The 21,752-nt window shown below is 58.9% G+C and carries 20 protein-coding genes and 4 pseudogenes; 9 read left to right on the top strand and 15 right to left on the bottom strand.

Going from position 1 to position 21,752, the window contains the following annotated elements; translation table 11 throughout:
• Positions 1-5: 5 nt before the first annotated feature.
• A complete protein-coding gene (copD, locus tag AC07VR_RS07675; RefSeq protein ID WP_495010899.1) occupies positions 6-881 on the bottom strand; it encodes a copper homeostasis membrane protein CopD in 876 nt (291 codons plus the stop codon).
• Positions 882-884: 3 nt separating this feature from the next.
• Complete coding sequence (gene copC, locus AC07VR_RS07670) at positions 885-1,250, bottom strand: copper homeostasis periplasmic binding protein CopC (protein ID WP_494995262.1); 366 nt, start codon at positions 1,248-1,250, stop codon at positions 885-887.
• A 177-nt stretch (positions 1,251-1,427) separates the two neighbouring features.
• On the opposite strand from copC, the gene AC07VR_RS07665 reads away from it, so the two are divergent.
• Positions 1,428-2,048, top strand: a complete 621-nt coding sequence (locus AC07VR_RS07665; protein WP_494995263.1) for a TetR/AcrR family transcriptional regulator — start codon at positions 1,428-1,430, stop codon at positions 2,046-2,048.
• 126 nt (positions 2,049-2,174) lie between these two features.
• Here the strand turns inward: AC07VR_RS07665 and preA are convergent, their stop codons facing one another.
• The 3 genes from preA to hydA all read right to left on the bottom strand — a co-directional run bounded on the left by preA (position 2,175) and on the right by hydA (position 6,450).
• Positions 2,175-3,449: an NAD-dependent dihydropyrimidine dehydrogenase subunit PreA gene (gene preA, locus AC07VR_RS07660; RefSeq protein ID WP_495010898.1), complete on the bottom strand. Its 1,275-nt coding sequence runs from the start codon at positions 3,447-3,449 to the stop codon at positions 2,175-2,177.
• Complete coding sequence (locus tag AC07VR_RS07655; protein ID WP_495010931.1) at positions 3,450-4,817, bottom strand: NAD(P)-dependent oxidoreductase; 1,368 nt, start codon at positions 4,815-4,817, stop codon at positions 3,450-3,452.
• A 193-nt stretch (positions 4,818-5,010) separates the two neighbouring features.
• Positions 5,011-6,450, bottom strand: coding sequence for a dihydropyrimidinase (hydA, locus tag AC07VR_RS07650; RefSeq protein ID WP_495010897.1), 1,440 nt, complete (start codon positions 6,448-6,450; stop codon positions 5,011-5,013).
• 623 nt (positions 6,451-7,073) lie between these two features.
• On the opposite strand from hydA, the gene AC07VR_RS07645 reads away from it, so the two are divergent.
• Entirely contained in the window at positions 7,074-8,558 is a 1,485-nt protein-coding gene (locus AC07VR_RS07645; RefSeq protein ID WP_495010896.1) for an NCS1 family nucleobase:cation symporter-1, read from the top strand.
• A gap of 150 nt (positions 8,559-8,708) precedes the next feature.
• Positions 8,709-9,992, top strand: a complete 1,284-nt coding sequence (locus tag AC07VR_RS07640) for a Zn-dependent hydrolase (protein ID WP_494995267.1) — start codon at positions 8,709-8,711, stop codon at positions 9,990-9,992.
• A gap of 88 nt (positions 9,993-10,080) precedes the next feature.
• Here AC07VR_RS07640 and AC07VR_RS07635 read toward each other — a convergent pair whose 3' ends face one another.
• The 3 genes from AC07VR_RS07635 to AC07VR_RS07625 all read right to left on the bottom strand — a co-directional run bounded on the left by AC07VR_RS07635 (position 10,081) and on the right by AC07VR_RS07625 (position 13,484).
• Positions 10,081-11,196: a Gfo/Idh/MocA family protein gene (locus tag AC07VR_RS07635; RefSeq protein WP_494995268.1), complete on the bottom strand. Its 1,116-nt coding sequence runs from the start codon at positions 11,194-11,196 to the stop codon at positions 10,081-10,083.
• Positions 11,197-11,609: 413 nt separating this feature from the next.
• Complete coding sequence (locus AC07VR_RS07630) at positions 11,610-12,377, bottom strand: SDR family oxidoreductase (RefSeq protein ID WP_494995269.1); 768 nt, start codon at positions 12,375-12,377, stop codon at positions 11,610-11,612.
• A 39-nt stretch (positions 12,378-12,416) separates the two neighbouring features.
• Positions 12,417-13,484 carry a phosphotransferase family protein gene (locus AC07VR_RS07625; protein ID WP_495010895.1) on the bottom strand — a complete coding sequence of 356 codons (1,068 nt, stop codon included), beginning with the start codon at positions 13,482-13,484 and terminating at the stop codon, positions 12,417-12,419.
• Positions 13,485-13,715: 231 nt separating this feature from the next.
• On the opposite strand from AC07VR_RS07625, the pseudogene AC07VR_RS07620 reads away from it, so the two are divergent.
• Positions 13,716-13,922 (top strand): annotated as a pseudogene (locus AC07VR_RS07620) (DUF4280 domain-containing protein); the annotation flags it as partial.
• Here the strand turns inward: AC07VR_RS07620 and AC07VR_RS07615 are convergent.
• Together AC07VR_RS07615 and AC07VR_RS07610 are read right to left on the bottom strand one after the other, a co-directional pair.
• Positions 13,837-14,430, bottom strand: a complete 594-nt coding sequence (locus tag AC07VR_RS07615) for a toxin-antitoxin system YwqK family antitoxin (protein ID WP_495010894.1) — start codon at positions 14,428-14,430, stop codon at positions 13,837-13,839. The pseudogene AC07VR_RS07620 and the gene AC07VR_RS07615 sit on opposite strands and share 86 nt — an antisense overlap.
• 33 nt (positions 14,431-14,463) lie before the next feature.
• Positions 14,464-14,619, bottom strand: a pseudogene (locus AC07VR_RS07610) (hypothetical protein); the annotation flags it as partial.
• Between the two features lie 106 nt (positions 14,620-14,725).
• Between AC07VR_RS07610 and AC07VR_RS07605 the strand changes: the two are divergent.
• A pseudogene (locus AC07VR_RS07605) lies at positions 14,726-14,926 on the top strand (type VI secretion system protein TssA); the annotation flags it as partial.
• Between the two features lie 27 nt (positions 14,927-14,953).
• On the opposite strand, the gene AC07VR_RS07600 reads toward AC07VR_RS07605, so the two are convergent.
• The 4 genes and pseudogenes from AC07VR_RS07600 to AC07VR_RS07585 form a co-directional block, all read right to left on the bottom strand.
• Entirely contained in the window at positions 14,954-15,907 is a 954-nt protein-coding gene (locus AC07VR_RS07600) for a 2-hydroxyacid dehydrogenase (protein ID WP_494995272.1), read from the bottom strand.
• Positions 15,908-16,211: 304 nt separating this feature from the next.
• The gene (locus tag AC07VR_RS07595; RefSeq protein WP_494995273.1) at positions 16,212-16,754 is read right to left on the bottom strand and encodes a cysteine hydrolase family protein; all 543 of its coding nucleotides are present in this window, start codon (positions 16,752-16,754) and stop codon (positions 16,212-16,214) included.
• Between the two features lie 213 nt (positions 16,755-16,967).
• Positions 16,968-17,066, bottom strand: a pseudogene (locus AC07VR_RS07590) (TetR/AcrR family transcriptional regulator); the annotation flags it as partial.
• Between the two features lie 340 nt (positions 17,067-17,406).
• Positions 17,407-17,790: a tautomerase family protein gene (locus tag AC07VR_RS07585; RefSeq protein ID WP_495010893.1), complete on the bottom strand. Its 384-nt coding sequence runs from the start codon at positions 17,788-17,790 to the stop codon at positions 17,407-17,409.
• 261 nt (positions 17,791-18,051) lie between these two features.
• Between AC07VR_RS07585 and AC07VR_RS07580 the strand changes: the two genes are divergently transcribed.
• The 4 genes from AC07VR_RS07580 to AC07VR_RS07565 all read left to right on the top strand — a co-directional run bounded on the left by AC07VR_RS07580 (position 18,052) and on the right by AC07VR_RS07565 (position 21,171).
• Positions 18,052-18,768, top strand: coding sequence for a helix-turn-helix transcriptional regulator (locus tag AC07VR_RS07580; RefSeq protein ID WP_495010892.1), 717 nt, complete (start codon positions 18,052-18,054; stop codon positions 18,766-18,768).
• Positions 18,769-18,822: 54 nt separating this feature from the next.
• Positions 18,823-19,164 (top strand): nuclear transport factor 2 family protein, encoded by a 342-nt coding sequence (locus AC07VR_RS07575; protein WP_494995276.1) that lies wholly within the window; start codon positions 18,823-18,825, stop codon positions 19,162-19,164.
• Positions 19,165-19,368: 204 nt separating this feature from the next.
• Positions 19,369-20,490 carry a cell division protein ZapE gene (gene zapE, locus AC07VR_RS07570; protein ID WP_495010891.1) on the top strand — a complete coding sequence of 374 codons (1,122 nt, stop codon included), beginning with the start codon at positions 19,369-19,371 and terminating at the stop codon, positions 20,488-20,490.
• 189 nt (positions 20,491-20,679) lie between these two features.
• Positions 20,680-21,171 (top strand): GNAT family N-acetyltransferase, encoded by a 492-nt coding sequence (locus AC07VR_RS07565; RefSeq protein WP_494995278.1) that lies wholly within the window; start codon positions 20,680-20,682, stop codon positions 21,169-21,171.
• Between the two features lie 156 nt (positions 21,172-21,327).
• Here AC07VR_RS07565 and AC07VR_RS07560 read toward each other — a convergent pair whose 3' ends face one another.
• Positions 21,328-21,549 (bottom strand): hypothetical protein, encoded by a 222-nt coding sequence (locus AC07VR_RS07560; protein ID WP_495010890.1) that lies wholly within the window; start codon positions 21,547-21,549, stop codon positions 21,328-21,330.
• Positions 21,550-21,752: the final 203 nt, after the last annotated feature.

Below are 21,752 nucleotides of genomic sequence, written 5' to 3'. Positions count from 1 at the left end.
TGACTCTAACTCGCCATCATTGGTGGCATCGTCCCCAGCAACGATACCGCTGCCACGGCGGCAACGCCCATCAACCATTCGAGCATCACACTGGTGCGCAGCGTCGACAGGCGCTTGTGGCAGTCTTTCACTCTAAGGCGATTGAACAGCGCCAGTCCCAGCATGCCGCCGACCAGCAGCACCTTGATCAGTAGAATCAGCGCAAAACCGGACAGCAACGGCGTCGGCCAAAAGGCGCCGGTGAGTACGCGGACGTTGATCAACCCGGTGACCAGCAAACCGGCCACCAGCCCGTAACCGACACCGCTGAATCGTTGCAGTATCAAGCTGACCGGATGGGTTGCTGGTTGCAGCACAATCATGACCAACAGCATCAACCCACCGAGCCAGGCGCCGACGCACGCTAGATGAATCACCTGGTTGAGGATCAGTAACTGGCCGTTGAGACCATCGAGCATTGCGCCGTGTCCGACCGGCGCCAGCGTTGCCAGCAGCAGGCTGCTCAGGGCCAGTCGTAGAGGAAACGATCTGCCTGGCGGTGTGATCAGGCACACCATTAACAACAGATTGAGCAGCAGGTGCCAGCTCCAGACCTGCCCGAAAAACGTATTGCTCAGGACTAACTGCAACGTCGGCAGGTCAATCGCCGCCTGCCATGAACCAGCCATGCTGCCGGTGATCAGCAACAGCCAGCAAACCCCGCTGGCGAGCGCCAACGAGGCGAGTAGTTTCGTTACGCCAGCGAGACGTCGATCCAGTACGCCAAGCGCCTCTGTAAGCGGCTCGCGGCGTAACAGCAGGGGCCTGAAGACACAGGCACCAAACAGCATCAGCACCCCGGCGAAATGCAGGAATCGGCACAGGACCAGCGCGCTCGACATGAATTATTGGCCGACCTTGAAGCTGTAGTTGCCTTCACTTTTATGGGTGTCGACCGAGACCGCGTGCCACTCGACCTTGTAATTGCCCGCTGCCAATGGAGCTGCTGGAGTCACGATCAGGGTCTTTTTGTCGCTGCCTTCGGTGGTGATGCTTTTGACCGCGACATCAGCGCCGTCCTTGCTGAGGGTGACTTTGGTAAAGGCTGCTTCAACACCTTCGGAGAACACCAGTCGTAATTCCTTGGGGGCAGCAGCGGTACTGTCAGCGGCCGGCGTTTCGCTTTTCAGGTGCGCGTGGGCAAACACCGAAGAGGCGGCGAGCAGCGCGCTCAGCAGGGCGGTGGTAGTCAGGGCTTTTTTGATCAGCATTGGCAGGTACCTTCATTGAATACGAGGGGGCGCTAATAGAGCATGACGCAGGTGCCGAGCGAAACGGTACTCAGCGTTTTCTCGGGGGAAGTCTAGCGTACGAAGTTTCGTTTGCGGCTGTCGCCCCGAACTAGAGCGGATGCTAGTCTTGACCAACGCTGTCGTCAGGGAGCCCTCATGGGCAATCACAAGATCGAGATTCGTCGCAGTAACGTCGAAAAAATTCTGCTGGCGGCCGAAAAAATCTTCGCCGAGAAAGGATACGGCAGCACGGCGATGGCCGATATTGCCAGAGAAGTGCAACTGCCGCGCTCCAACCTGCACTACTACTTCAGCACCAAAAGTGAGCTGTACAGCGCCGTGCTGTTTGATCTGCTGGATGTGTGGAAGCAGGACGCGTTGTGCTTCGAGATGTTCGATGATCCGCGGGTGGTGCTGAGCAGCTACATCCGCGCCAAGATGAACCATTCCCGTAGCCGGCCTTATGGCTCGAAAGTCTGGGCCAATGAAATCATTCATGGCGCACCGACCCTTGGAGAGGCGCTGGATGCGAGCCTGTACGACTGGGCGAAAATGAAGGAAGCGAAAATTCGTCAGTGGGTGGAAGACAAACGCATCCTGGCGGTGGAACCCTCCGCGCTGCTGTACATGATCTGGGCCTCGACCCAGCATTACGCTGACTTCGATCACCAGGTGATGATCCTCAACGATCACCAACCGCTGTCGGATATGCAGTTTGAACGGGCGGTACAGACCGTGACCAGCGTGATTCTGCGGGGGATTGGGTTAGAGCCGTGAACCCACGCAGCTCGTTCCCACGCTCTGCGTGGGAATGCCTCTCAGGACGCTCTGCGTCCGCGTTTGTGACGCAGAGCGTCACGGGCTGCATTCCCACGCAGAGCGTGGGAACGATCATATTTCAGCTCAAACCGCCACGCGATACGGATTCCTCGGATCGTGGTCCCAGTCCAGGAATGGCTTGCCGGTGTCGATGGGTACCATCTCGATACAGTCCTGAACCGGGCAGGTGATCTGGCATAGATTGCAGCCCACGCACTCGTCGTCGATTACTTCATATTGATGCGTGCCGTCAGGCTGCTTGAGGCTGGCGATAGCTTGGTGCGCGGTGTCTTCACAGGCGATGTGGCAGCGACCGCAACCGATGCAGGCCTCCTGGTCAATTTTGGCGATGACCTGGTAGTTCATGTCCAGGTACTTCCAGTCCGTGGTATTGCTCACCGCCCGCCCGGAAAACTCCTGCAGGTTGGCGTAGCCTTGGCTGTCCATCCAGCGCGACAGACCGTCCTTCATCTCCTCAACGATGCGAAAACCATGCAGCATCGCTGCCGTGCACACCTGCACCGCGCCGCTGCCCAGGGCGATGAATTCTGCCGCATCGCGCCAATTGCCAATCCCGCCAATGCCGCAAATCGGCAGGCCACGGGTTTGTGGGTCACGGGCAATCTCGGCCACCATGTTCAGCGCAATCGGTTTGACCGCCGAGCCGCAGTAACCGCCATGGGTGCTTTGGCTGCCAACCATTGGATGAGCGACCATGCGATCCAGGTCGATACTGGTGATGGAGTTGATGGTGTTGATCAGCGACACCGCATCGGCACCGCCACGGTGGGCGGCGCGGGCGGCAACGCGAATGTCGGTGATGTTGGGCGTGAGTTTGACGATCACCGGCAGTGAGCAGTAAGTCTTGCACCAGCGGGTAACCTGCTCGACGTATTCCGGGACCTGGCCGACCGCTGCGCCCATGCCGCGTTCAGGCATGCCGTGAGGGCAACCAAAGTTCAGCTCGACACCATCAGCGCCGGTGGCTTGCACCAGCGGCAGGATGGCTTTCCACGACTCTTCGACGCAGGGCACCATCAAGGACACGATCAGCGCGCGGTCCGGCCAGTCCTTTTTGACCTGGGTGATTTCCCGCAGGTTGATTTCCAGTGAACGGTCGGTGATCAGCTCGATGTTGTTGATGCCGATGACCTCGCGGTTGGCGCCGAAGTGGGCGGAGTAGCGCGACGACACGTTGACCGCCGCCGGGTCCTCACCGAGGGTTTTCCAGACCACGCCACCCCAGCCGGCCTCAAAGGCGCGGACTACGTTGTAGGCTTTGTCGGTGGGCGGTGCGGAGGCCAGCCAGAATGGATTGGGGGCTTTGATGCCAGCGAAGACAATCGACAGATCGGCCATTTATGCAGCCTCCACATTGAGCATGAGTTGGGCACTGATGGCTTCAGCGGCCAGCTTGCCGTGCTGCACGGCCTGGACGGTGAGGTCCTGGCCGAGGCTGGTGCAGTCGCCTCCGGCGTAGACTCCGGGGATGCTGGTGCGCAGCTGTTCGTCCACCAGAATGCGCTCGCCCTCGCGCTTGAGTTCACGGGCCAGCGGATCGTTCAACGCTGCGTCATCGAAGGACTGGCCGATGGCTTTGAAGATCGCGTCGGCGGCCAGCTCGAAGGTCTCGCCGGTGCATTGCAGGCGACCGTTTTCCAGCCGCGTGCGGGCAAAGCGCATGCCGCGTACCTGACCCTTTTTATTGAGCAAGACTTCTTCGGGCTGAGCCCAGGTCAACAGACGTACCTGATTGGCCTTGGCAATGTTCTGTTCATGCTCGGTGGCGCCCATTTCCGCAAGGCCGCGTCGGTACACCAGGTTCACGTCGCGAGCGCCGAGGCGAGCCATTTGCACGGCCATGTCGATGGCAGTATTGCCGGCGCCAAGGACGATGCAGCGATCGGCCAGTGGTAATTGCGTCAGGTCATCGGCCTGGCGCAGCTCACGGATGTAATCGGTGGCAGCGAGCATGCCGGGGGCGTCTTCGTGGGCCAGACCGAGCTGCTTGCTGGCAGCCAGGCCGAGGCCGAGGAACACCGAATCGAACTGCTGATGCAGTTCAGTGAGGCTGAGGTTGTCGCCGAGTTTGTGCCCGTGACGGATCTCGATCCCGCCGATACCCAGTAGAAACTCCAGTTCCTGTTGAGCGAAGTCGTCCACCAGCTTGTACTTGGCGATCCCGTATTCGTTGAGTCCGCCGGCTTTCTCGCGGGCCTCGAAAATCACCACCTCATGGCCATGCATCGCCGAGCGATGAGCGCAGGACAACCCCGCCGGCCCGGCACCGACCACGGCGATGCGTTTACCGGTCGGCGCGGCACGTTTGAATGGGTGTTCGCTGAACTGCGCGTTGTCCACGGCGTAACGTTGCAGCAAGCCGATCAGCACTGGCGCGCACTCTTGAGCGTTGTTGCGCACGCAAGCTTGCTGACACAGGACTTCGGTCGGACAGACCCGTGCGCAACTGCCGCCCAGGATGTTCGCCGAAAGGATTGTCTGCGCGGCGCCCTGAACGTTTTCCTGATGGATATTGCGAATGAACGACGGAATGTCGATCTCGCTCGGGCACGCATTGACACACGGTGCGTCGTAGCAATACAGGCAGCGCGAGGCTTCCAGTGTGGCCTGACGGGCATTGAGCGGCGGCGCCAGATCGGTGAAATGGCCGGCAAGGGCGGCCGCGTCCTCATGGGGATGCGGGAGGTGGCTCAGGGTCTTGATCACGGTGATGGCCTCACGGTTTTTGAGGTACTGCCTCTGATGGGCATTGGTATTGGGGTATCGCACGTTCTACCTGGTGATCGTTCCCACGCTCTGCGTGGTAACGCCTCCGGGGACGCTCCGCGTCCCACGCTTGTGACGCAGAGCGTCACGGGCTGCATTCCCACGCAGAGCGTGGGAACGATCAGCCCCGGATTCAGCGCTTTACGGGAACCGGTCGCTGCAACTCGGCGCGTTTGTTCAGCAGATCGAACACCGCCGGATAGGCCGGGCGTTCGATATAACGCCCGGCACCGCGTTCGGCCCGCAGGTCGCCGTCGATCCAGACCAGCCGACCCTGGCTGATGGTATGGCTGGGTACACCGCGCACGGTCTTGCCTTCGAAGATATTGAAGTCGACCTGCTGGTGATGGGTCTTGGCCGAAATGGTGCGGGTGCCTTCCGGGTCCCAGAGCACCAGATCGGCATCGGCACCGACGCGAATCGCGCCTTTGCGTGGGTAGAGGTTGAAGATCTTCGCGGTGTTGGTTGAGGTCAGGCCGACGAATTCCTGCATCGACAGCCGTCCGGTGTTCACCCCTTCATCCCAGAGCACGGCCATGCGGTCTTCGATACCGGCAGTGCCGTTGGGGATTTTGCTGAAGTCATCACGGCCAGCGGCTTTCTGTTCGGCGCAGAAGCAGCAATGGTCAGTGGCGGTGGTGTGCAGGTTGCCCGATTGCAGGCCGTGCCAAAGCGCGTCTTGATGGCCGCGAGGGCGGAAGGGCGGGCTCATCACATAACCGGCGGCTGTTTGCCAATCCGGGTGCTGGTAGACGCTGTCGTCCAGCAGCAGGTGTCCGGCCAGGACTTCACCGTAGACCGGCTGACCCTTGCTGCGCGCATAGGTGATTTCATCCAGTGCCTCACGGGTCGAGACGTGGACCAGATACAGCGGCGTACCGAGGGTTTCGGCTATCCGGATTGCGCGGCTGGCCGCTTCGCCTTCAACCTGGGATGGCCGCGACAACGGATGCGCCTCGGGGCCGGTGATGCCTTGGGCCATCAGTTTGCGTTGCAGGTGATAGACCAGTTCGCCATTTTCCGCGTGCACCGTCGGCACCGCGCCCAACTCCAGACAGCGTTCGAAGCTGGCCACCAGCGTATCGTCGGCGGCCATGATCGCGTTCTTGTAAGCCATGAAGTGCTTGAAACTGTTCACGCCATGGTGACTGACCAGCTCGGCCATTTCCTCGCGAACCTGCTCGCTCCACCAGGTGATGGCGACGTGAAAACCGTAGTCTGCGGCGGACTTCTCGGCCCAGCCGCGCCACTGATGAAAAGCCTCCAGCAACGATTGCTGCGGATTGGGAATCACGAAGTCGATGATCGAAGTGGTGCCACCGGCAAGTCCGGCTGCCGTGCCGCTGAAAAAGTCTTCGCTGGCGACGGTGCCCATGAAGGGGAGTTGCATGTGGGTGTGGGGATCGATGCCGCCGGGCATCAAGTATTGACCGCTGCCATCGAGCACTTCGCAGTCGGTGGGGATATCCAGATTATTGCCGATTGCCTGGATCAAACCGTCAGCGCAAAGCACGTCAGCGCGGTAACTTTCATCATGGGTAACAACGGTGGCGCCACGGATCAACAGAGACATTCCGAGTTCCTCACAGGCTTGACCGGCTAATGCCAGTTCTAGGTGTTGTCGTTACGGCAAGCTGGAGGAAGTTATATTCCTGTCAGTGCTGTCAGGAATAAACGCTAGCTGGTGTTCTTTGAATGAGCAAGAATATTTTTTATAAGCTTATAACGTGTTTAACTCATTGAAAATAAACGAATAATTATAAAAATCACCAAAATGGTGAGGTCGCTCACCATTTTGACGCACTTGACAGGATCCAAATATGGTCAAGATTTCCTATGTGAAATCAGCCGTTTGAGCTATGCCTGTCAGCGGGCGAAATCATTTTAAAAAATAGTGATGCACCAGATTGAGTCCTGACTGTTCGGACAACTTGCCTGACATTCAGCCTGAGTGAATGGGCAAGTAGCCAAGGGCTCAATGAGTCATTAAATAAAACTGATGAACATCAGTTGTTTACATGGATTTTACGGAGTGGCAAGTGAGCCAGTGGGATACCCGGCACGTTTATTGAGTGCCGCCGCTGACACGCTGGCCGGTCCGCAGAAGTCGTAAGTACTCCGGCCATCGCCCGGTTTGCGGTTTAACCCGCCAGCCAACCCGATGAGCAAAATAATCAAAAGAACAGTGGAGCGGCCATGCAACAGATCAGATCACAGGTGACCGAACGCCAAGGCTTGTACGAGCTGGATGCCGGAAGCGACGTACTCGACAGTCCTCGTTACAACCACGACATTGCGCCGACCAAAGTGCATGAGCGCACCTGGAACAAATGGCACATCACGGCGCTTTGGATCGGCATGTCGATCTGCGTACCGACCTACACCCTCGGCGGGGTGCTCACCGCGTATTTCGGGCTGTCGGTCGGCGAGGCGCTGCTGGCCATTCTTTTCGCCAATATCATCGTATTGATCCCCTTGACCCTCAACGCCTTTGCCGGCACCAAGTACGGCATCCCCTTTCCGGTACTGCTGCGTTCGTCCTTCGGGGTGATTGGCTCCAACGTGCCATGTCTTATCCGGGCTCTGGTGGCCTGTGGCTGGTTCGGCATCCAGACGATGTTCGGCGGCCTGGCCATTCACTTGTTTCTCGGTACGGTATTCGAGGGCTGGAAAGCTCTCGGCGGCACCGGTGAGGTCATCGGTTTCATGCTGTTCTGGGCGCTAAACCTGTGGGTGGTGCTGCGCGGCGCGGAATCGATCAAATGGCTGGAAACCCTGTCTGCGCCGTTGCTGGTGCTGGTGGGCGCAGGCTTGCTGGTCTGGGCCTTGCCAAATGTCTCGTTGACTGAATTGATGGCGCAACCGCCCAAACGCCCGGAAGGTGCTGGCGTGGCCGGTTACTTCTTTGCCGGGCTGACCGCCATGGTCGGGTTCTGGGCGACGCTGTCGCTGAACATTCCGGACTTCAGCCGCTACGCGAAAAGCCAGAAGGACCAGATCCTCGGGCAGATCATCGGTTTGCCGCTGACGATGTTCCTGTTCGCCGCGCTTGGCGTGGTGATGACAGCCGCATCCGCCAGGCTGGTAGGGGTGACGGTCTCCGATCCGGTGACCCTGATCGGTCATATTCAAAGCCCCGTCTGGGTGGCGCTGGCCATGGCGCTGATCATCATTGCGACCTTGTCCACCAACACTGCGGCGAACATTGTTTCGCCGACCAACGACTTCCAGAACATCGCGCCCAAGCTGATCAATCGGACCACAGCGGTGATGTTGACCGGGTTGGTGGGGCTGGCGTTGATGGCTCACGAGCTGCTGAAAAAACTCGGCTTGCTGGTTTCAGATATCAGCCTGGAAACCGTGTATTCCAACTGGTTACTGGGCTACTCCAGCCTGCTCGGGCCTATCGCCGGGATCATGGTGGTGGACTATTTCCTGATCAAGAAACAGCAGCTCGACCTGGCGGGGCTGTACCGCGATGACGTGTATCCGGCGTGGAACTGGAACGGCTTTATCGCGTTCGGCATCCCGGTGGCGCTGACCTTGCTGTCGTTGGGCAGCAACGCATTCAGCTGGTTTTACAGCTATGGCTGGTTCACCGGCTCGGCGTTGGGTGGGTTGTTGTATTACGGGCTGTGCTCGATGCAGCGGAGCCCGACTGTGGCGAAATCTGCGGCGTGACGGATGGCCTCATCGCGAGCAAGCTCGCTCCCACAGGGTTTTGTGAACATTGGAGATCCAGTGTGGGAGCGAGCCTGCTCGCGATGGCGGCCTCGAATACACCAAAGAAATACCTGAAGAAACCCATAACAACTGTCTGAGGAGATCATCATGAACGCTGCCCTTGACGTTCTGCAGTCCACCCATCAGCACATCAACCGCGACCGTCTGTGGCAGTCGTTAATGGAACTGGCCAGACTCGGCGCCACGGTCAAGGGCGGCGTCTGTCGCCTGGCCCTGACCGACCTCGACCGCCAGGCCCGTGACATCTTCGTGCAATGGTGCGAGGAGGCTGGCTGCACCGTGAGCATCGACGCTGTCGGCAACATCTTCGCCCGTCGTGCCGGGCTCGATCCAACGCTGCCGCCGGTGATGACCGGCAGCCATATCGATACTCAGCCCACGGGTGGCAAATTCGACGGCTGCTTCGGCGTGTTGGCCGGTGTGGAAGTGCTGCGCACGCTCAATGATCTGGGCATCGAAACCGAGGCACCGCTGGAAGTGGTGGTCTGGACCAATGAAGAAGGTTCACGGTTTGCTCCGTGCATGATGGGCTCTGGAGTGTTCGCCGAGAAATTCACCCTGGAGCAAATCCTGGCCAAGACCGATGCCCAAGGCGTGACGGTCGGCGAAGCGCTGAACGCCATCGGTTACGCCGGCAGTCGCAAGGTCAGTGGCCATGCTGTGGGCGCCTATTTTGAAGCGCACATCGAACAAGGGCCGATCCTTGAGGATGAGCGCAAGACCATCGGCGTGGTGATGGGCGCGCTGGGGCAAAAGTGGTTCGATCTCAAACTCAAGGGCGTTGAAGCCCATGCCGGTCCGACCCCGATGCACCTGCGCAAGGACGCACTGGTCGGCGCGGCGGCGGTGGTCGCGGCGGTCAATCGTGCCGCACTGAGTCATCAGCCTCACGCCTGCGGTACCGTGGGTTGTCTGCAAGCCTACCCCGGCTCGCGCAACGTGATCCCCGGTGAAGTGCGCATGACCCTGGACTTCCGTCACTTGGAACCCGCGCGGCTGGATTCGATGATTGCTGAGGTCAGGCAGGTGATCGACACCACTTGCCAGGAGCACGGCCTGAGCTTCGAGCTGACGCCGACCGCCGATTTCCCGCCGCTGTATTTCGACAAAGGCTGCGTCGATGCCGTGCGCAGTGCCGCCCAGGGCTTGGGCCTGTCGCACATGGACATCGTCAGCGGCGCCGGGCATGACGCGATTTTCCTCGCTGAACTGGGCCCGGCCGGGATGATCTTCGTGCCGTGCGAAGGCGGGATCAGCCACAACGAAATCGAAAACGCCGCGCCGGACGATCTGGCGGCTGGTTGTGCGGTGCTGTTGCGGGCAATGTTGGCGGCGTCGGCGGCGATTGCCAGCAGAAAGTTGGCGGCTTGACAGGCGTCATTACCAAGACCTGAAGCGATTGGTGGGTGGGCTTCGAAGCCGTGGTTTGCTTCGAAACCCACCGCGCCAGAACGCGCAGTTACACCTCATCCACCCTGACCCAACGTTGCTCCAGCGCGGCCAGCCGAATGGCCGTCGCCAGGCGTTCCACCTCCCAGGCTTCTTCAAAGTCGGTACCGTCCGAGCCTTGCCCGGCCAGTGCCATAATCAACCCGTGCACCTCCAGCGTCTTCAACTCGTTGTAGCCCAACTGATGACCCGGCGCCGGACTGAAGGCGGCATAACCGGGCAGGGAAGGGCCGGCCAGTAAACGCTGAAAGCCTTCCTGACCCGCACGGCACAAGCGCAGTTCATTCAAGCGCTCCTGATCGAACGCCAGAGTGCCGCGGGTGCCGCTGATCTCGAAGCTCAAGTGGTTTTTGTAACCATGCTTGAGCCAACTGCTGCTGAACGTGCCACGTGCACCGTTGGTAAACCGCAGCAAGGCATGGGCCTGATCATCGACGGCGATGGTGCGTTGTTCATGGCTGCCGGTGGTGGCAGGGCGTTGCCGGTGCACGGTTTGGCTGTCGGCACATACTGCTTCCACATCACCGACCAGGTACCGGGCCATCGCCAGCAAATGACTGCCCAGATCCGCCAGGGCACCACCGGCATGCTGTGCTTCGCAGCGCCAGGACCAGGGTGATTGCGGGTCAGCCATGAAGTCTTCGCTGAACTCGCCCTGAAAACTGATGATCTCTCCGAGCTCGCCGCTCTGAATCAACTCACGGGCCAGGCCAATGATCGGGTTGTGCTGGTAGTTGTAACCGACCCGCGTCACCACGCCGGCGGCTTTGGCGGCGCGGCGCATCTGATCGGCCTGTTCGAGGCTGACGGCCAGTGGTTTTTCGCAGTACACGGGTTTGCCTGCGGCCAGGGCGGCCATGGCCATGGGGTAGTGCAGGTGGTTGGGTGTGGTGATTGCTACGACGTTGACCTTTGGGTCGTCGATCAATTGTTGCCAGTCGCCATGGGCTTTTTCGAAGCCCCAGGCGTTGGCGCAGTGTTCGGCACGCTGGGTGTCGGCGTCGGCCAGTGCGGCCAGATGCAGGTGTATGGGGAGTTCGAAGACTGCACTGACGTTGCGAAAGGCCAGGGCGTGGGCGCGGCCCATGAAGCCTGTGCCGATCAAGCCGATTCCAAGTTCGCGCATTGTTGGGGTCCTTTTGGATTTTTGTTTTCAGGGTGCACATTAATAGAATAAATATTCTCAAAATTCAAGATTCGGAATAAATATTCATTCTTTGGTTGTGATCACCATTCCCTGTAGGAGCCGAGCTTGCTCGCGATGGCGGCGGCACATTCACCCTTGATATCGACTGAGTGAATATCCATTCCCGTCGTTACCGCAAGAAATGGATATGTACACCAGCGAGAGACTGGCCGGCTGTCAGGCCATCGCGAGCAAGCTCGGCTCCTACAGGGATCGTGCAACACAGTGAGATCGATGATGGGCGCGAAACCGGGATTGTGTTGCACCGTCGAAGCCAAAGGTGGAATTACAATCGCCGGAAAAACAAGAGGCAGCCCGAAGGCTGCCTCTTGTTCACCCAAAACCCGCTGTAATCAGGACAAAAATCCACCATCCACATTCAACGAAACCCCAGTGGTGTAACTCGACGCGTCACTTGCCAGATACAACACTGCACCGGCCATCTCACTCGGATCCGCCACACGCTTGAGCGGGATCTGCTGCAGAGCGACGTTGAGAATCGCGTCATTATTCACCAGCGCCGAAGCAAACCTGGTATCAGTCAGCCCCGGCAGCAACGCATTGCAGCGAATGCCGAACTGTGCGCACTCCTTGGCAAAGACCTTGGTCATGTTGATCACCGCAGCCTTGGTCACCGAGTAGATGCCCTGGAAGATCCCCGGCGAGATGCCATTGATCGACGCGACGTTGATGATGCTGCCGCCACCGGTCTCGCGCATCAGCTTGCCGGCTTCCACCGACATGAAGAAGTAGCCGCGAATGTTCACGTCGACGGTTTTCTGGAATGCGCCGAGGTCAGTATCCAGCACGTTGCAGAACTGCGGGTTGGTCGCCGCGTTGTTGACCAGAATATCCAGACGCCCGAACTGCTCGCGAATCCCGGCGAAGACCTGAGTGATCTGTTCCATTTCACCGATATGGCAGGCGACGGCTGTGGCCTTGCCACCGTCGGCGATAATGGCGTCGGCAACATGCTGGCAACCGTCGAGTTTGCGGCTCGAGACGATTACGTGGGCGCCTTGCTGGGCCAATAGTTTGGCAATGGCTTCACCAATACCGCGGCTGGCGCCGGAAACGAAAGCGATCTTGCCGTCAAGGTCGAACAGCTGAGTCTTGGACATGGTTTTCTCCTTGTTGTATGCCAGGTGCGAGGCGCGTAGTCAGAGGCTGGATTTCTGGATGACTTGCAGGCTCATCTGCTCCAGCAGTTTGTTCATGTGAATGAACTGCGCGAAGCGTTTGTCCTGGGTCTGGCCATGGAAGAAGCGGTAGTAGATCTGCTGCACGATACCGGCCAGGCGGAACAGCCCATAGGTGTAGTAGAAGTCGAAGTTGTCGATCTGCAGCCCTGCGCGTTCGGCGTAGTAATCGACGAACTGGCGGCGGGTCAACATGCCGGGCGCATGGCTCGGCTGGCGGCGCATCAGTTGCACGGGTGCCGGGTCGCCGGCTTCGATCCAGTAGGCGAGGGTGTTGCCCAGGTCCATCAGCGGATCGCCGAGGGTGGTCAGTTCCCAGTCCAGCACGCCGATGATCTGCATCGGGTTGTGCGGGTCGAGAATCACGTTGTCGAAGCGATAGTCGTTGTGCACGATGCTCGAGGTCGGGTGATCGGCGGGCATCTTGTCGTTGAGCCAGGCTTTGACGGTTTCCCAGCTCGGTGCGTCGGGGGTCAGCGCCTTGTCGTAGCGATCGCTCCAGCCGCGAATCTGCCGCTGGACATAACCTTCGGGCTTGCCCAGATCGGCCAGGCCGCAAGCCTTGTAGTCGACCCGGTGCAGTTCGACGAACTTGTCGATGAAGCTCTTGCACAGCGCTTCGGTTTTCTGCGCATCAAGGCCCAGTTCCGCTGGCAGGTCAGAACGCAGGATAATGCCGTTGACCCGCTCCATCACGTAGAACTCGGCGCCGATCACCGACTCGTCGGTGCAGTGCACGTAGGCTTTCGGGCAATACGGGAAGCCGTCTTTGAGCTGATTGAGAATGCGGTATTCACGGCCCATGTCATGGGCCGACTTGGCCTTGTGGCCGAACGGCGGCCGGCGCAGGACGAATTCCTGCTCAGGGTATTCCAGCAGGTAGGTCAGATTCGACGCGCCGCCCGGAAACTGGCTGATCTGCGGCGTCCCGCTCAGGCCAGGAATATGCGCCTTGAGGTACGGATCGATGCGACTGACATCGAGTTCTTCGCCGGAGCGGATACGGGTGGACTGGTCAGTAAGCGCCATGCTTATCCCTTCTGCTTATTTTGGAGGCCCGACATTATTGGCTAATCTAATTCGCGCAGTGGTGTGCTCACAAGTGCCGCAAGGTCTTATAGGTTAGCGTGTTGCCGGATAATCAGCGTTCTTGATGGGCTGATTGGCGTTCAGCCGTGCAGGCCGCGCACCTGCGAGCTATGGTTGATCATTGGCGAGGGTCAGTTGCCATGAGTTCTCCATCCGCACAGGAGGTGTCAGGTGGGATGTCCGCAGGTGTGTGCTACCGCTACCTTGCAATGCAGTTTCGGTGTGGCCCCGACGGTGCTCAATGTGCTGCCGGTCAATCGCACGCTCACCGGCGGGCTGCCGGCGGCGAATATCATGGACCACATTCCGCTGGTGAACATTCCCACCTTCGGCATGTGCCAGAGTCCGGCCAACCCGATGGTCGCCGCGGCCACCGCCAACGTAACCGCGACATGGGCTTGTCCTCGGGGTCCAGCGGGCGTCCATCGCTGGCGAAAGGCTGTCCGGGATCGAGCAACTGACCGTTCAGGTAACGGGCGTCAAGGGCCTTCTTTCCGTTGGGATGGAAGCGCTGATACGACCCATCGCGGACGCCGTCGCGGTAATGCTCCAGTTCAGCCAGTTGCCCATCGGGAAAGTAATTACTCGCTTCGCCATGCAGCAGCCCCTTGCGATAGGTGGCCTTGCGTTGCAACCAGCCCTCAGGTGCATGAAAGGTTGCCATGCCGTGCAGCTTGCCGCTGACATAGGGCAATAGCGCGCTGACCTTGCCGTTGGGGTGATAGAGAGTGCTCGCCCCCTGCAATTGCCCTTGGCTGTAACTGAGGTCGGCTTGCTGGCGACCGGCTTCCTCAATGCGCAACGGGCCTTCCAGCTCGCTGTCGAGCAGGCGGCCGGTGAGGTGACTGTCACCGCGGATCAGCTCAAGCCTGGTGGATTCGCTCATGGCATTTGCTCAATTGACCTTCACCAAACCGCCCTTGATGGTCAGGCTGATGCTGCCGGTCTGGATCGCCACGCTGCGTTTGCCTTTTTCCAGGGTGACCGTTTCGTCGCCTTCCTTCACTGTGCGGGTGCGGGCGTTCTGGACGCTCAGGATTTCATCATGGCCGACGGTGGCGGTGGTGTCGTTCATTGCCATGCACCCGCAACAGCCCGCTCAATCGCAACGTGAACCTACCCCGGCAGTAGCGGATTCTGATCGGCCTCCCCAGGCCGATGTGCCAAGGGTGTTCAGCGAGCCTGCGAACCGGGAAGAAGCCTATCGTCAGTTGTTGCTGATCGCCGAATACCTGGCACGGACCGAGCCTCATAGTCCGGTGCCCTATCTGATCCGGCGAGGGGTGGAGTGGGGCAACAAGCCGCTGAGCGAATTGCTTGGCGAGCTGATATCCGCCGATGCGGAGTCCCGTCGCCTCTGGACACTGCTGGGAGTTCTGTAGAGGGACCCGCAAAGAGTTCCGTCCTTTTTAGTCGCGCGGGGGAGGCAGCGGGATCGGGGTAAGCACCGCTTTGCCGGAGAAAAACGCCAGCAGGTTTTCGGCCACCAAATGCACGGTCGCCTGCGTCGCCTCCGGCGATAGCCCGGCGACATGGGGTGTCAGTACCACGTTGTTCAGGATCTTGAGGGCGTCCGGCACTTGCGGTTCGTCATCAAAGACATCCAGCGCCGCGCCGGCGATGCGCCGATGTTCCAGGGCACTGATCAGCTCGTCAGTGACGATCACGCTACCCCGGGCGATATTGACGATGAAACCCTTCGGCCCGAGGGCATCAATGGCTTTTTTATCGATCAGGTGGCGAGTGCTGGCGCCGCCGGGAGTGGCAATGATCAGGAAGTCCGACGCACGTGCCAGTTCGGTCGCCGAATCACAGTAGTTATAAGGGACGTCGTCGCGCTGCTGGCGGCTGTGGTAATTCACCGACATATCGAAGCCCTTGGCGGCGCGTTTGGCGATGGCCAGACCCACCGCGCCCAGGCCGAGAATGCCCAGGCGCTTGCCAGCCAGTGAAGGCCGCATGATCTTCGGCCATTCGCCGCGCCGGACCGCCGCATCGGCTTGAGGGATGCCACGTACCAGAGACAGCAAGAGCGCCATCGCGTGATCGGCCACCGACGAAGCGTTGACCCCCGCGCCGTTGGTCACGGTAATGCCCCGATTGCTGGCGGCCTGCAGGTCGACATGTTCATAGCCCGCGCCGATCACGCAGATGATTTCAAGCAGCGGCAGAGCAGCGATTTCTTCGGCGTAAAACCCAAGCGGACCGCGCGTCAGTACCGCCCGGATCTGTCTGGCGTGGGTCTGAATGGCGTGGGCTCGCTCGGCGGGTGTTGGTGCAAGAATCAGGTGAAACCCCTGGCTTTCAAGAATCGGCAAATAGTCGTTAATGGTTTCAACCAGTACCAGAACGGTGATGGGCATGCTGCGCTCCTGATGACTTCAAAGGGTGGATTTGCCGACGCTGAAAATAGTGTTTTGCCCGTCCCCGGGACATCTCTGAAAAGACCCGGGATTGCTGGCTCGGGAATTGTTTGACAAGGGTAGCTGGCGCGGCGCGGCATGGGTCCAAAGATCGCAGCTTATCGAAACAGCTGTCCCGAGCAAGATCAAAAGATCGCAGGCTGCGCCAGCTCCTACCGGGGATCGGTACTCACCTCGGTCGGCGTAGCAACGGTGTTCCATCACGTCGCGTTCGGACGATCTTTTGGCGGCGGCACCTATCCCGTCAAAATTGAACATCTGCTGTGTTCAGCAGTTTCACGAAAGCCCCGCCAAGCGTCGCATTATGGTGTTCGATGATCGCTTTGGCCGGCAGCGCTGGCGTGTCCATGCAGGTATGGGCGTCCGCTACCAGTATTGGTTGAAATCCCAGTTCGACGGCAACACGGCAGGTGGTGTCGATGCAGTACTGGGTTTTCATGCCGACGATGACCAATTCATTGATCCCGCCTGCTGTCAGCTGATCAGCCAGACGGTTACCGAAAAAGCAGCTGGGTGTGGTTTTATCGAACAGTGTGTCAACACTCGCATCAAGTTCAAGGGTGGGCAGCAGTTGCCACAGTGGGCTCCCGGAGGCGATGGGCGAACCTTGCGGGCCGGTATGCCTCACCGCAAAAATTGACGCGCCGGTCTGACGAGCCTTGGCGATCAGTTGATTGATGTTGGCCAGAACGCGCTCTGCGTCATGGGGTTTGTGCGGTCCATTGAATAGCCCGACCTGCATATCGATGATCAATAGCGCGGGGTGCCTGGTGCTGAGTGACGGCATGGTGTTTCTCCTTGTGTGCCAGGTGGACGGAGAAACAAAAGCCCCTGTCCATTGCTGGCCGGGCCTTGGGTTCACTGCGCGATGTTCAATCCACGTAACGACCTCACGACCCGCCGGAGGCGGTCGTGGTGGTGCGGGTGAGATCAAGCGCGAGAATGTTCATAGGCCGATCATGCTGTTGGCCATCGAAGCTTGTCAACGGCACCGTCAGTGCTGCGCCGATTGCTCGAATGCACGACCACATGCCTCCTGCGCCAAGGCTTCCCTGGAATCGAAGTGACGATAGAAACCACCATGGGGCAGTCCGGCAGCACCCTTGGCGAAGGCGTAGTAGATCACCGTCGCCTGTAAGGCCATGACCATAAAGTGGTGTCCGTGACGCAGATGCGAGCAGCTCGGTGCGCGCCGACTGAGGGCGAAAATCAGAATTGGCACAAAGCCGAACAGCACCTGCAAAAAAGATCTGTGTCGGCGAAATCCAGGCCGCCGCCCATTTCATGAAGATGAAGTTGGTGCTCCAGATCAGGCCCGACAAGGCGAAGGCGAAATAAGCGCGTTATTCATGGATAGCTCCCCGGGATCGGGGCGTAAGCCACGATCAAGCGGTGTGTTTACAGAGAATGCTGCGGCAAACGATCAGCGTCCAGTTCAATCAATCGGCGTACTGAGCAACCCCATTGCCGAACGACCAATTCTCTTTCTTGACCTCCACCAGGTTGATGAACACATCTTCCAGGCGCACGGCCAGTTCGGTGTTGAGGCTCTCGGCGATGGCCTTGTAGAGCAGTTTCTTCTGCTCGGTGCTGCGACCTTCGTTCAGGGTGATCTGGATGATCACCAGGTTGTCGGTGCGGTTGATGCCCAGGTAAACCGGGTCGTAGATGAAGTGCTGTTCATCGTGCTCGGCGAGGATCTGGAAGTTGTCGTGATCGGGGACGCCGATAGCGGTGTGCATGGCGTTGTAGATCAACTTGCCGACCCGTTTTACGTAGGTGGGATCCTGATGCTTTTTGATGTCGACACGAACTAAAGGCATGGGATGACTCCAGAGGCGGGTGGCTGTTGAATGGATCAAAAATACATCTTGGGCAACTCCTATAAAATAAATTTCTATTGGAATCTATTTTCTTCTGCAGAAATATCCATTGCTTGTCAGATCGTCATCGCAGGCATGCCCGCGAGGCATTTTTCCGGGCACACCTGCGAGTGGCGGTTCACCGCCTATTTCTCTGCTGACAATTTCTGACAGGATGCTCTGCTAATCTTCACGAACCTTTCGAACAGGAGCGTGATCAGCGTGTCGCGTACCACCCGTTTATTGACGTTGCTGCAAGTACTGCGCGGCAAGAGCCGCCCGGTGACGGCAGCGGCGCTGGCCAGCGAGCTGGAGATTTCCGAGCGCACGATTTACCGCGACATTGCCGAATTGACCGCCCTTGGGGCGCCGATCTTTGGCGAGGCGGGCATTGGCTACGTACTGCGCAGCGGTCTGTTTCTGCCACCGTTGATGCTCAACGCCGACGAAACTGAAGCCATTGTGTTGGGTTTGCGTTATGTCGATCAGCGCGGCGATGAAGTGTTGAGTAAAGCGGCGGCCGATGCCCTGGCGAAGATCGCGGCGGTATTGGCACCGGCGGCGCAGGATGCCTTGCGCAATCCGACGGTGTTGCCCGGACCGCCCGGTTATGGGTATCCGCAGAATGCCGTGGAGTTGAATGTCTTTCGCCAGGCCATTCGCGGCCAGGCAAAGCTGCACATCGATTACGCAGACGTGAATAAAGTCCCCAGCCAGCGGCTGATATGGCCGTTGGCGTTAGGCTTTTTCAATGAGGTGCGGGTGATTGTCGCCTGGTGTGAGTTGCGTGAGGCCTATCGGACTTTTCGCACCGACCGGATTGCCGCCGCCAGCGAGCAGGGTGAGCGCTATCCGGGGCGTCGCAGTGATCTGTTGCGGGCCTGGCGCAAGTTGATGCAACTGGATGAGGCGGGGCGTTTCACTCCTGACAAGAATTGACACATGGCTGTCTTAGCATGGCTCCAGAATCAACAAACAAGGAGCCGTATCAACATGTCGAATCCAGCCTCTTCACTCGCGCCCGCCATCGCCGCTTACATTGCTGCCACCAATGCCCGTGACAGCTCGGCGGTCGCCAGTTTCTTCGCCGAGGATGCCAACGTTTTCGATGAGGGCGAGCATCGGGTCGGCACCATTGCCATTGCCCAATGGATGGAGGACGCCGCCCGACGTTACCAACCGCGGGTTGAAGTCCTTGATGTGCAACAACGCACCGGCAAGGTGCTGGTCAAAAACCAGATCCGCGGCACCTTTCCCGGAAGCCCGCTGGAGCTGCGTTATGTGTTCCGGCTCGACGAGCAAGGCAAGATCGCTCGGCTGGATATTTCGTTGTAACTGTACGCTCCTGTAGCCGCAGGCGAAGCCTGTGTTCGGCCGCGTAGCGGTCGTAAAATCGTCCATCGCGGTTCTCCAGGCTAATCGCGATGACCGAATTACGACCGCTACGCGGCCGAACGTAGCCTGGCGGCAACTGCTACGGGAGATATCGTTGTTTACTGGCATACTGTCCGGCTTCAGCCCCCGGACCTATTTGCCCGTATGACCTTCGATTCCCCCCTCAGCGCCTATCAACACGCCATCGAGCAAAAGGGCTTCGTCCAGGACGACGCCCAATGGCAAGCGGTGCAGGCGCTTGAGCAGTGTCACAGAACGCTGCACCAGGGCCATACGCACATCAGCGGCGTCTACCTCTGGGGGCCGGTGGGCCGAGGCAAGACCTGGTTGATGGATCAGTTCTACCAAAGTTTGCGGATACCGGCCCGACGTCAGCACTTTCACCATTTCATGGGCTGGGTGCATCAGCGCTCGTTTCAATTGACCGGTACTGCCGACCCGCTAAAGGCGCTGGCCCGTGAGCTGAGCGCTGAGGTGCGGGTACTGTGTTTCGACGAGTTGTTCGTCAACGATATCGGCGACGCGATCATTCTCGGGCGATTGTTTCAGGTGATGTTCGAGGAAGGCGTGGTCATCGTGTCCACCTCCAATCAACCTCCGGTGCAGCTCTACGCCGATGGCTTCAATCGTGAGCGGTTTGTGCCGGCCATTGAAGCGATCAAAAACCATATGCAGGTGGTGGCAATGGATGGCAGGGAAGACCATCGCTTGCATCCGGGCCTCGGAGTTCAGCGTTATTGGGTCCGTACGCCTGGCCAACCGGACGTCATGGACGAAGTGTTCAAGGGATTGGCTGCCGGGTATGCCGTTTCCAGTGAGCCGGTCAGCGTCGGTTACCGTCGTCTCACTGCCGTGCAGTCCAGCGAAACCGTGCTCTGGAGTCTTTATGCGGAGCTGTGCGAGCAACCCTTTGCAGCGATGGACTTCATGGCGTTGTGCGACAGGTTCAACGCTATTCTATTGAGCGAAGTACCGAACCTCAGCGCTCACAAGCGTCCCGGGCGAATTGCCCGCGGCACCGAAGACGGGGTCGAGCGGGTCGATGCAGGAGATCGGGAGCTGCCGCAGTTGTCGGTGCATGACGACAGCGTGCGGCGCTTCATCGCGTTGGTCGATGAGTGTTACGACCGTAAGGTTCCTCTGTACATCGAGGCCCTGGTGCCGATGGAATCGTTGTACACCGAGGGTTACCTGGAGTTTGCGTTTCGCCGCACCCTCAGTCGCTTGCGGGAGATGCAATTGCAGCGGTTTTCTGGAGCGCGTTGAAATCTGGACCGGAGAGCAGATTTGCGGCGTAAGACGCTGACGCTGACGCCGACGGTAAATTCCAGGGACTACAGCAATCTCACGCAGCTGTTGTCGGAACCGGCCCGGTCACGATAAGGTCCGTTGACCTTCTCCGTCGTCTGGAGACGCGTTGAGGGAGCGAACATCACTATGCGATCGAGGATGGAAATGGAATCCGCAGAAATTCTGGTACTACAAGCCAGCTATACCAACCCGGTGCATGCCGAAGCCATCAGCATTATCCTGAATCACTACGCCGAAGATCCTATGGGCGGCGGCGAGTCATTATCGGCCGATGTGTTGCACAATCTGCCCGGCGAACTGGCCAAGCGTCCCCATGCATTCAGTGTTTTAGCATTCGTCGGTGGCGAGCCGGCCGGGTTGGTGAATTGTTTCGAAGGGTTTTCAACGTTCGCCTGCCGTCCATTGGTCAACGTTCATGACGTGTCGGTGGTGAAGAAATTTCGTGGGCGTGGCCTGAGCCAGAAAATGCTGAAAAAGGTCGAGGACATTGCCCGCCAGCGTGGCTGCTGCAAAATCACCCTGGAAGTCCTCGAGGGCAATGAGGTAGCTCAGGCGTCCTACGGTAAATTCGGTTTCGCCGCAGGGATGTTAGACCCGGCCCATGGCCGTATGCTGTTCTGGACCAAAGCCTTGTAACACCGTCGGGCACCAGGCGTGCATGAGTGGCTGCGCCGACCAGTAAGGCGGGCGTTACGAATGTTCCAGGCATAAAAAGGCGTCCGGAAGGACGCCAAGGTTAATCTCTGCCAAAGAAGCGGTATTGCCAGAGTTTCATAGATTGCTGCGTAGGGATCAGGCGCTGGGTTTTTGTTTCCTTACTGCCTGATCGTCATTGGCAGGTGCGGTTTTAACCGCGTCGGCAGACGCCGTGTTATCGGATTTGTCATGGACTTCTTGCTGACTCAGATTGAAGTTGTCCCAATGCTGTCTGGATCGTTCGGCGCCCCCTTCGGCGAACACGGCGGCAGAACTAACGGCCATCAGGCCAGCGAGGATCAGAGTTGAAAGTTTCATGCTGTGTTTTCCATCAAGAATGTGTGGTGCCTGCTTCGTCCGTGATATGAGGTCATGGGCGCAGTGTGTGGCCATTCTATTAAGCGCAAGTTAACAGTTGCATGGGGCGAAGAAGTGGTTGTGATCCTCGTTGCGAGGGCGGGAAGCAGCCGGTGCCGTTTCTGATTTCTTTTTTTCTGCGAATGGAACTTTTTTATTTCTAA

Source organism: Pseudomonas sp. GW821-FHT02H09 (assembly GCF_059421425.1).
Note: the sequence above shows the minus strand (reverse complement) of the source record. Positions and strands in the feature narration are given on the sequence as shown.